The following is an 8,913-nucleotide window of genomic DNA, read 5'->3' as shown; positions in this document are numbered from 1 at the left end:
CACGTCCTCCCAACCACGACGAAGGAGCCGGTCGCGTTCCTCGCCCCCGGGATCCTCGCCTTGGCCGTCATGTCGACAGCCATGGTGAGCCTCGGGATCGCCACCGCCTTCGAGCGCAGCTACGGGGTGCTCAAGCGGCTCGGAACGACGCCGCTCGGTCGCCCGACACTGCTGGCCGCCAAGATCACGGCGATCGCCTTGGTGGAGGTGGTCCAGGTCGCGGTGCTGGTCGCGGTGGCCTTCGGCCTCGGCTGGGACCCCCACGGAGACGTCGTGCCCGGCGTGGTCGCCTTCTTCGCCGCCACCGTGGCCTTCGCCGGTCTGGGCCTGCTCATGGCGGGCACCCTCCGGGCCGAGGTGACTCTCGCGGCCGCCAACGGCCTGTACCTGGTGCTGCTTCTGCTGGGCGGGATGATCGTGCCGCTGTCGAAGCTTCCGGGCGGACTGGCCGACGTCGCCCGCCTGCTGCCGGCCGCCGCCCTGTCGGACTCGCTCTTCCACGCCCTGGGTGTCGGTGGGGGCATCCCACTCGAGTCGTGGCTCGTCCTGCTCGTCTGGGGAGTGGCCGCCCCGGTGGCCGCGGGGCTGACTTTTCGCTGGGAATGAGCGCGCGCTCAGGCCGGACGCCCGGTCAGGCCTTTGAGCCGATCCGCGAGCACCCGCGGGCTGAGCTGGCCCAGGACCGTGCCACTGATGTTGCCCTTGGCGTCGATGAAGACCGTCGACGGCAATCCCCTGAGGTGGTACAGGCTGTCGGCCACCTTGTAGTCGGGATCGACCCCGAGCGCGTAGCTCACCCCGCTCGACCGCACCAGGTCGAGGGCGGCCGGTGTCGAGTCGGAGACGTCGATGCCGACGAAGGCCACGCTCCCACCCACCCGGCGCTGGGCGGCGGATAGCGTCGGGAGCTCGTCCCGGCACGGCGGGCACCACGACGCGAAGAAGTTCATCACCACGGGCCGGCCCCGAAAGTCGCTCAGGCTGATCGTCGAACCCGCCTGGCCCAAGCGGGCGACCGAGAACCCCGGCGCCGCGCCCGGCGGCGCGGCTCGCCCGCTGGTCAGGATGGCACCGATCAGGGCCAGCAGCACGATCAGGGCGAAGGCGAGCGCCCGCCACCGCCATGATCGCAACCAGCCTGGGCCCCGCTTCGGAGCCCGCGCCGGCTCGGGCGCGGGCTGGGCGGTGGCCTTCACCAACCCCACTGCTCAGCGGTGGCGCACCAGCTCGTCCACGGCCATGGCGGAGAAGAGCAGTGTCACGTAGGAGATCGAGTATCCGAACAGGCGCATGGCCGCCGCCGCGGTGCCCGCGCGCAACAGGCGCAACGCATAGGCCACGAACACTCCGCCGAGCACGATCGCGGCGACGATGTAGATCGCTCCCATCCCGGCGATCGGCGCGAAGGCGATCGACACCACCCACAGCGCGACCGTGTAGGCGAGAATCTGGCGGGCCGTCCGGGTGAACGAGGTGACGACCGGAAGCATGGGGACCTCGGCGGCTGCGTAGTCGTCCCGGTAGCGCATGGCGAGGGCCCAGAAGTGCGGAGGGGTCCAGACGAAGATCACCACGAAGAGCACCAAGGGCGCCCAGGCGAGGCGACCGGTGACCGCAGACCACCCGACCAGTGTCGGTACGGCTCCAGCGGCGCCACCGATGACGATGTTCTGGCTCGAGGTCCGCTTGAGCCAGACGCTGTAGACGAAGACGTAGAAGAGGGTGGCGCTCAGGGCCAGCACGGCGCTGAGGAGGTTGACGAACGTCCACAGATCGGCGAAGGCCACCACCTCGAGGCCGGCGGCGAAGACCAGCGCCGCTCGGGGGGTGACGATCCCCGTTACCAGCGGCCGGTCGCGCGTGCGGCGCATCACCTTGTCGATGTCGCGGTCGACGTACATGTTGGCGGCGTTGGCGCCGCCTGCGGCCAGGGCGCCGCCGACGAGGGTGGTCAGGACGAGCCACCCCGACGGCAGCCCCCGCGCCGCCACGACCATGGTGGGCACCGTCGTGACCAGGAGCAGCTCGACGATCCTCGGCTTGGTCAGAGCGAGGTAGCCCCGGAGGCGAGCGATCGAGGTGGTGGGGGCGAGGACCGCCATGGAGCCTCGACAATACGACGGCCCTGTCAACCGCTCAAAAGCGGCTCCGGGGGGTCGCGGGGCCGGTCGTCCCGGTCCCGATGTGTCGGTTGGGGGGCGCAGCCCTAGCATCGGGCCCAGTGTCAGGCACGGCCCGCACCACCGCAGACGCTCGCTGGCGCCTCACTCCCGGCGCCTACCGCCGCGTCACCCTGGCCGCCGTGATCGCCCTGTCGCTCATCGTGGTGACCGGCGGCGCCGTCCGCCTGACCGGGTCGGGGCTGGGTTGCCCCGACTGGCCGACCTGCACAGGCCACCGCATCGTCGCGGCCTGGAGCCTCCACCCGATGATCGAGTTCACCAACCGGGTCATCACCGTGGCCGTGACCGCCGCCGTGGTGGCGGCGGTGCTCGGTGCCCTGGTGCGCCAGCCTCGGCGTCGCGACCTGCTGTGGCTGTCGAGCGGGCTCGTCGCCGGGGTCCTCGCTCAGATCGTGCTGGGTGGCCTCACGGTGCTGTACAAGCTGGACCCTCCGTGGGTGATGGGCCACTTCGTGCTCTCCTTCGCCGTGCTCGCCGATGCCGTGGTGCTCCATTACCGGGCCGGCCGACACGACACACCGGGCCGGCCCGTCGTCAGCCGCGACCTGGTCAGGCTGGGGAGCCTCGTCCTGGCCACCGTGGGGGTGGTCGTGATCCTGGGTACAGCGGTGACCGGCAGCGGGCCCCACAGCGGCGACATTCACGCCAAGCGCCTGCCCTTCCACTTCCAGGGAGTCGCCGAGCTCCACTCGAGCGTCGTCATGGTGCTGGTGGGCCTCTCCATCGCCACCCTGTTCGCCCTGCACCACGCCCGCGCCCCGGCCGGTGTCCAGCGCCGGGCGAGGATCGTCCTCGGGGTGATCGCCGCCCAGGCCGCCATCGGCTACACCCAGTACTTCACCCGCGTTCCCGCAGCGCTGGTGGCCATGCACCTGGCCGGGGCCACCGCCTTGTGGATCGCTGTCCTGCGCTACCGGCTCGGACTCTTCACGCACCCGGCCCCTGAGGGACGCCCGCTCGAGGAACCCGCCCCGGGGGAGCTCGCCGAGAACGTGCTGGCCGGCGCCTGACCAGCTGTCCGGGGGCTCTCAGCCGCCGCTCGGGGGTTCCCTGACGCCCGCCGAGAGGGCAGACTTTGGGCATGGCGAGAGCGGCGAGCGGGGTGGGTCCGGGCGGGGCGGCGGACGCCGTGACCACGGCCACGGCCGTGCCCGACACGCTGCCGACCGAGATCGAGCAGCCCAGCGAGGACACCAGTGTCAAGACCGACCGGCCGTGGATCGTCATCGTCTGGAACGACCCGATCAACCTCATGTCGTACGTCACCTTCGTCCTCCAGAAGCTCTTCGGCTACAGCAAGGCCAAGGCCACCAAGCTGATGCTGGACGTACACCACAAGGGCCGAGCGATCGTCTCGAGCGGCTCCCGCGAGCGGGCGGAGCTCGATGTGTTCCGCCTCCACGAGCACGGGTTGTGGGCGACCATGGAGCACCAGCAATGAGGTCGGCGTGAAGCACGGCCGCCGCCTTCGCCGCACCAAGGCGGGCAACTACCAACTGCGACTGTCGAAGGCGGAGCGGGATCTGCTGCGCTCGCTCCCTGGCCAGGTGCGCGACCTGATCGACTCGACCGATCCCGCCGACCCGAGCGTTCGGCGTCTCTTCCCGCCGGCCTACCGCAACGAGGAGAAGGCTGAGGCCGACTACCAGAGCCTCATGCACGACGACCTCCTCGAGCACCATCGCCAGGCCCTCATCGTGATGGAGGAGACCATCGACGCCGACCGACTGGAGGAGGAGCAGGTGGTCAGCTGGCTGTCGGCGCTCAACGAGCTCCGCCTCGTGCTCGGCACCAACCTCGAAGTGAGCGAGGGCATCGAGCCCGTGAACCCGAGGGATCCGCGGGCCCCCGGTCTGGCCCTGTACGGCTACCTCAGCTGGCTCGAGGAGCAGGTGGTCGAGGCCCTGGCGGCCTCGCTCTAGTCCGGCTCGCCCGGGGGCGCCACGTCGGTCGCGGCGCGCTCTGGCGCCGTGTGGTCGAGGGCGAGCGGGCTGAGCGGGCAAGTACCTCTGTTTCACCTTTGGTCGAAAGAGGGTGCCGCGGGGGCCGTCACCCGACCGGCTTTCGACGCAAGGTGGAACAACAGGTATGTGCCGAGGCCGGGCTCCTTACAGGCCCGAGGGATAGTAGATGGCACCGGCTGAGCCGGGACCCGTGTGGGCGCCGACGCTGGGCCCGATCCGGTACCGGACCACCTCGAGCACCTCCGGCGCGTCGACCAGGGCGTCCTCCAGGGCGTGCCACAACGGGGCCGCCCCGGCGTCGGCGATCCCCAGGCCGACCCGAAGATCGGTGCCGCCGCCGAGGACGGCACTGGCCATGACCCGCGCCGCCTCCTCCATGGTGGCGACCTCGCCCACAGGCACCATCCGCCCCTCGGCCAGTGTGAGCACCGGAATGGCGGTGACGCCGCTCGACGGCGACTCCGTGAGCCTCCCCCCGCTGCGGGCCAGCTCCAAGGCCCCGACCACGAACACGTTGCCCGTCCGCGCCGCCACCGCCTCGGCCACCGACGCCGCCGCCTCGGCGTCGGCGCCCTTGGCCAGCGCATCGGCAGCCTCCCAGACGCAGCACGCCACCCCGAAGGACGCCGTCCCGGTGTCGACGAGCCGCACGGGGACGCCGGCGCCCCTGGACGCCACAAAGGCGGCATCGAGTGTGCTCGACACCGATGATCCGATGTGGATCGAGATGATCTCGGTCGCACCACGGGCCTCCAACGCCTCGTAGGCCAGCATGAAGCGTCCCGGCGCCGGCGCCGCGGTCGCCACCTGCGTCACGCCCGGCACGAAGCGGGCGTAGAAGCCGTCGGCGTCCAGATCGACGCCTTCGAGGAAGTCCTCACCATCGAGTGTCACCGTCAGGGGCACGACCTCCACCCCATAGCGCTCGATCAACTCGGCTGGCAGCTGGGCGTTCGAATCGGTGCACAGCCCGATCACGTTCGCGCCTCTCCCTACCCAGCAGTGCCGGGAGTGCCGGAAGCAACCCTGGCCGCGGTGGCGAAGCGGTACAGGATGACGGCGCTGCTGGCCGCGGCGGCGAGCGGCAGGGCGACCGTCGGCCGAGGCCCCCACAGGTTGGGCCATCCTGTCCGCCACCACAGGATGGCGCCCCCGACCCACGCGCCCGACGAGAGCAGGGTGGCCGCCGCCGCCCGACGCCGCCAGGGTCCCGCCGAGCTGAGCGCGGCGACGGCGAGGTCGATCGGAAAATAGGCTGGGAACGTCGCCAGGCACTGTCCCACGCTGGCCGCCACCCCCTTGCCCCCCTTGAACCTGCTTGCGACCGGGAAGCAGTGACCTATCACAGCTGCGGTACCGCCGAGATGGGACCCGGTCCCGCCGGCCACAGCCCGACCGACCGCGCATGCGAGCGCGCCTTTGGCCACGTCGGCCGCCAGCACCGCCGTGCCCCAGCCTCCGCCCAACACCGTCATGGCGTTGACAGCACCCGGGTTGCCGGAGCCCGTCATCCGCAGGTCGGTTCCGCCGCCGGTTGCCAGGCGGGTGGCCACGTCCGCCGACGGCAGCCCGCCCAGGGCGTACCCGGTGAGGGCGGCTCCGGCCAGGCGGGCCGCTCCGGCCATCGGAGCACGTCGCGCCGCTCGGCCGCCTCCCATCGAAGGACCACCCTACTGCCGTGTCCGCGCCGCATTGCCGGTAGGTACAAGATGGTCGCCCTATGGCGTCGCCGAGCCTGACCGAGCCGATGCGCGTGCTGATGGTTTCCTCGCGGCTGACCGGCCCCCGCCGCCGGGCCCTGGCCGCCCTGGCAACCGGGGGGGTCGATGTCACCCGGACCGACGTGATGCCGATGGCCTCGGATCTCCCGTCACCCGACCGATATGACGCCGTGGTGGTGGACGGCGGCACCGGGGGGCTGGCCTCGGACTGGCTGACGGCCCTCTACCGCCACGTCGAAGCGGGGGCGTCGCTGCTCCTCATCGGCGGCGACGACCGAACGGGCCGGCGCGACCCCGCAGGCCCCACCGTCACCGCGCCGCTCGCCGAGTGGTTCGTCAAGGTCGTCTCGCCGACGAGCGTGCTGGCCCAGCGGGTGCCCGAGGAGTTCCCGGTCGTGGACCGCCTCCAGCTGCTGACCCTGGCACCCTCGGCGCAGGTGTGCCTGTCCGTGAGCGTGGGCTTCGCGGATCGGCCCGCGCTGACCGAGACGGCCCTCGGCCGCGGGCGAGTGGTGAGCTCGGGCCTGGGCAACACCGAGGAGGCACTGGAGAACAACGAGCTGGCGACCGTGCTGCGCCGCGCTCTGCGACGCCTCGCCGCGCCGGACCGCGGCAGCAGACCCATCGGGCTCGCCGTCGTCGGGTACGGCCCCTACGGCGGAATGGGCTACCTGCACGGCGCCGCCGCCCAGGCCACCCCCGGGCTCGAGCTCGTCGCCGCCTGCGACGAGAGCACCGATCGGCGCAAGGCGGCCGAGGCCGAGTTCCCTGGAGTTCGCACCTACCCGACGGTGGCCGAGCTGGCCCGTGACGACGACGTCGAGGTGGTCGTCGTCGCCACCCCTCCGGTGTCGCACGCCCGCATCACGCTCGAGCTGCTGCGCGCCGGCAAGCACGTGGCTTGCGAGAAGCCCCTGTGCCTCACCGTGGCCGATGCCGACGACCTGCTGGCGACGGCGCGTGCCCATCACCTGAGTCTCACGGTCAACCAGAGCAGGCGATGGGACACCGACTTCATGGCCATTCGCCGGGTCGTCGGCGCCGGACTGCTGGGCGAGGTGTTCAACATCGAGACGTTCGTCGGGGGCTTCGAGCACCCTTGTCGGGCCTGGCACTCGGAGGCCTCGGTCTCGGGAGGCACGGTCTTCGACTGGGGCTCGCACCACCTCGACTGGATGCTCCTTCTGATGGAGGACATGCCATCGGTCGTCCACGCCCACGGCCACAAGCGGGTCTGGCACGACGTCACGAACCTCGACCAGCTGCGCGTCGGGCTCCGATGGAGCGACGGTCGGGAGGCGGAGTTCGTCGACAGCTCGGTGGCTGCCATCAGGCGGCCCAAGTTCTACCTGCAGGGCACGGCGGGAACGCTGGCCGGCTGGTACCGGCCGTTGACCTTCGAGCGCCTCGAGCCCGGGGTCGGCTATGTGGCCGAACGGGCGCACCACGCCGAGGCGCCAGCCGAGCTCACCTTGGCCCGGTACGAGAGCGGCGGTGGCGTGAGCGAGACCCGCCTCCCGCTGTCCGCCCCCCAGCCCTTCGCCTTCCATCGCAATCTCGCCGACCACCTCGCGCTCGGCGAGCCGCTGGCGGTCACCGCCGACTCGATTCGCAACGTCGTCGTCCTTCTCGAAGCCGCCCACCGATCATCCGAGCGCGGCGGGGCCCCGATCGAGGTGGCGCCACGCTGACCGAAGCGGTCCCGGAATGGCCGTTCCAACCGGGACGTTGGCCACGGGTGTGACCCGCCTCCTCACGATCATGGGCTCGGGGGAGACGAGCCCCACCATGGTGAAGATGCACCGCCAGCTCCTGGGCCGCCTGGGTAGGCCGCCCGTGCCTGCCGTGCTGTTGACCACGCCTTTCGGCTTTCAGATGAACGCGTCGGACGTGGCCGCCAAGGCGGTCGAGTACTTCCGTGAGAGCGTCCAGGCGGAGCTCCAGGTCGCCGACATCCGGTCGTCCGCCGATACCGACACCGTCCGCAACGAGACGATGCTGGCCCGGCTCGGGGACGCCAGGTACGTCTTCGCCGGACCGGGCAGCCCGAGCTACGCCTTGCGCCAATGGACCGGAACGGTCGTCCCGCAGCTGTTGGCGGACAAGCTCGCCCTCGGCGGGGCGGTCACCTTCGCCAGCGCCGCGGCCCTCACACTGGGGGTGTCGACCGTGCCCGTCTACGAGATCTACAAGGTGGGGGCCGATCCGTTCTGGCTCGAAGGGCTCGACCTCCTCGCCGCAACCGGGCTACGCGCCGCCGTGATCCCGCACTACAACAACACCGAGGGCGGTAACCACGACACCCGCTACTGCTACCTCGGCGAGCGCAGGCTGGCCGCCATGGAGCGCGACCTGCCCGACGACACGTTCGTCCTCGGTGTCGACGAGCACAGCGCGTTGGTGATGGACCTCGAGGGTGGAGACGCCACCACGGCGGGGCTGGGCGTGGTCACCGTGCGGTCCCGTGGGCGCTCGACGGAGATCCCGTCAGGGACGACCATCGCCATCTCCGAGATCGCCGATCTGGCCGCCGAACGCCCGGCTCGATCCGGACGCCGGCGTGCTGGCGAACGGACCGCGGCGGAGGAACCGGTCGGGGCCGTGGCCCCTGACGTCGGCTCGTCCGGGTCGCCGCTGATGGACTCGGTACGTGCCCACGAGGAGGCGTTCGCCTGCGCTGTGGCCGAACGGGACGTCGAGTCGGCCGTGAAGGCCGTCCTGGATCTCGACCAGGAGCTGCAAGCCTGGTCCCGCGACACGCTCCAGTCCGACGAGCTGGACCGCGGACGGGCCGCGTCGCGCGCCATGGTGGTGCGGTTGGGCCAGCTGGCGGAGGTGGGGGCGCGGGACCCTCGCCAGGTGGTCGGCCCGTTCGTGGAGGCCGTGCTCGGCTTCCGGGCCGAGGCCCGCGCCGATGGGCGCTGGCACGATGCCGACGTCGCACGGGACCGGCTGGCCGAGCTCGGCGTCGAGGTGAGAGACGGTCCGAACGGTACCGAGTGGGTGCTGACCGGCGAGCCGGGTAGGCCAGCCTGCTAGGCTCGC

10 protein-coding genes are annotated in these 8,913 nt (G+C 71.5%); 6 read left to right on the top strand and 4 right to left on the bottom strand.

Annotation, left to right across the window (positions count from 1 at the left end; translation table 11 throughout):
* Positions 1-606: ABC transporter permease (locus tag VH112_07775; protein HEX4540132.1), on the top strand; the 606-nt coding region annotated here is incomplete at its 5' end.
* A gap of 8 nt (positions 607-614) precedes the next feature.
* On the opposite strand, the gene VH112_07770 is transcribed toward VH112_07775, so the two are convergent.
* Positions 615-1,196 (bottom strand): TlpA disulfide reductase family protein, encoded by a 582-nt coding sequence (locus tag VH112_07770; protein ID HEX4540131.1) that lies wholly within the window; start codon positions 1,194-1,196, stop codon positions 615-617.
* 12 nt (positions 1,197-1,208) lie between these two features.
* Positions 1,209-2,102, bottom strand: coding sequence for a heme o synthase (locus tag VH112_07765; protein ID HEX4540130.1), 894 nt, complete (start codon positions 2,100-2,102; stop codon positions 1,209-1,211).
* Positions 2,103-2,221: 119 nt separating this feature from the next.
* Here VH112_07765 and VH112_07760 point away from each other — a divergent pair, with 119 nt between their 5' ends.
* The 3 genes from VH112_07760 to VH112_07750 all read left to right on the top strand — a co-directional run bounded on the left by VH112_07760 (position 2,222) and on the right by VH112_07750 (position 4,105).
* Positions 2,222-3,193, top strand: a complete 972-nt coding sequence (locus VH112_07760) for a COX15/CtaA family protein (GenBank protein ID HEX4540129.1) — start codon at positions 2,222-2,224, stop codon at positions 3,191-3,193.
* Between the two features lie 71 nt (positions 3,194-3,264).
* Positions 3,265-3,624: an ATP-dependent Clp protease adapter ClpS gene (gene clpS / locus VH112_07755; GenBank protein HEX4540128.1), complete on the top strand. Its 360-nt coding sequence runs from the start codon at positions 3,265-3,267 to the stop codon at positions 3,622-3,624.
* 7 nt (positions 3,625-3,631) lie between these two features.
* Positions 3,632-4,105, top strand: a complete 474-nt coding sequence (locus VH112_07750) for a DUF2017 family protein (protein HEX4540127.1) — start codon at positions 3,632-3,634, stop codon at positions 4,103-4,105.
* Between the two features lie 186 nt (positions 4,106-4,291).
* Here VH112_07750 and VH112_07745 read toward each other — a convergent pair whose 3' ends face one another.
* Together VH112_07745 and VH112_07740 are read right to left on the bottom strand one after the other, a co-directional pair.
* Positions 4,292-5,125, bottom strand: coding sequence for a DegV family protein (locus VH112_07745; protein ID HEX4540126.1), 834 nt, complete (start codon positions 5,123-5,125; stop codon positions 4,292-4,294).
* 14 nt (positions 5,126-5,139) lie between these two features.
* Complete coding sequence (locus VH112_07740; GenBank protein HEX4540125.1) at positions 5,140-5,805, bottom strand: glycerol-3-phosphate acyltransferase; 666 nt, start codon at positions 5,803-5,805, stop codon at positions 5,140-5,142.
* Positions 5,806-5,867: 62 nt separating this feature from the next.
* On the opposite strand from VH112_07740, the gene VH112_07735 reads away from it, so the two are divergent.
* On the top strand, positions 5,868-7,559 hold the full coding sequence (locus VH112_07735; protein ID HEX4540124.1) for a Gfo/Idh/MocA family oxidoreductase: 1,692 nt from the start codon (positions 5,868-5,870) through the stop codon (positions 7,557-7,559).
* Between the two features lie 16 nt (positions 7,560-7,575).
* Complete coding sequence (locus VH112_07730; protein ID HEX4540123.1) at positions 7,576-8,907, top strand: hypothetical protein; 1,332 nt, start codon at positions 7,576-7,578, stop codon at positions 8,905-8,907.
* Positions 8,908-8,913: the final 6 nt, after the last annotated feature.

This window comes from Acidimicrobiales bacterium, assembly GCA_036270875.1.
Taxonomy (GTDB): Bacteria; Actinomycetota; Acidimicrobiia; order Acidimicrobiales; family AC-9; genus AC-9.
Note: the sequence above shows the minus strand (reverse complement) of the source record. Positions and strands in the feature narration are given on the sequence as shown.

Excerpts from the sequence above, each read along its gene's own strand:
- VH112_07765 (HEX4540130.1), bottom strand. The coding sequence starts at position 2,102 with ATGGCGGTCCTCGCCCCCACCACCTCGATCGCTCGCCTCCGGGGCTAC.
- clpS (HEX4540128.1), top strand. The coding sequence starts at position 3,265 with ATGGCGAGAGCGGCGAGCGGGGTGGGTCCGGGCGGGGCGGCGGACGCC.
- VH112_07740 (HEX4540125.1), bottom strand. The coding sequence starts at position 5,805 with ATGGGAGGCGGCCGAGCGGCGCGACGTGCTCCGATGGCCGGAGCGGCC.
- VH112_07735 (HEX4540124.1), top strand. The coding sequence starts at position 5,868 with ATGGCGTCGCCGAGCCTGACCGAGCCGATGCGCGTGCTGATGGTTTCC.
- VH112_07730 (HEX4540123.1), top strand. The coding sequence starts at position 7,576 with ATGGCCGTTCCAACCGGGACGTTGGCCACGGGTGTGACCCGCCTCCTC.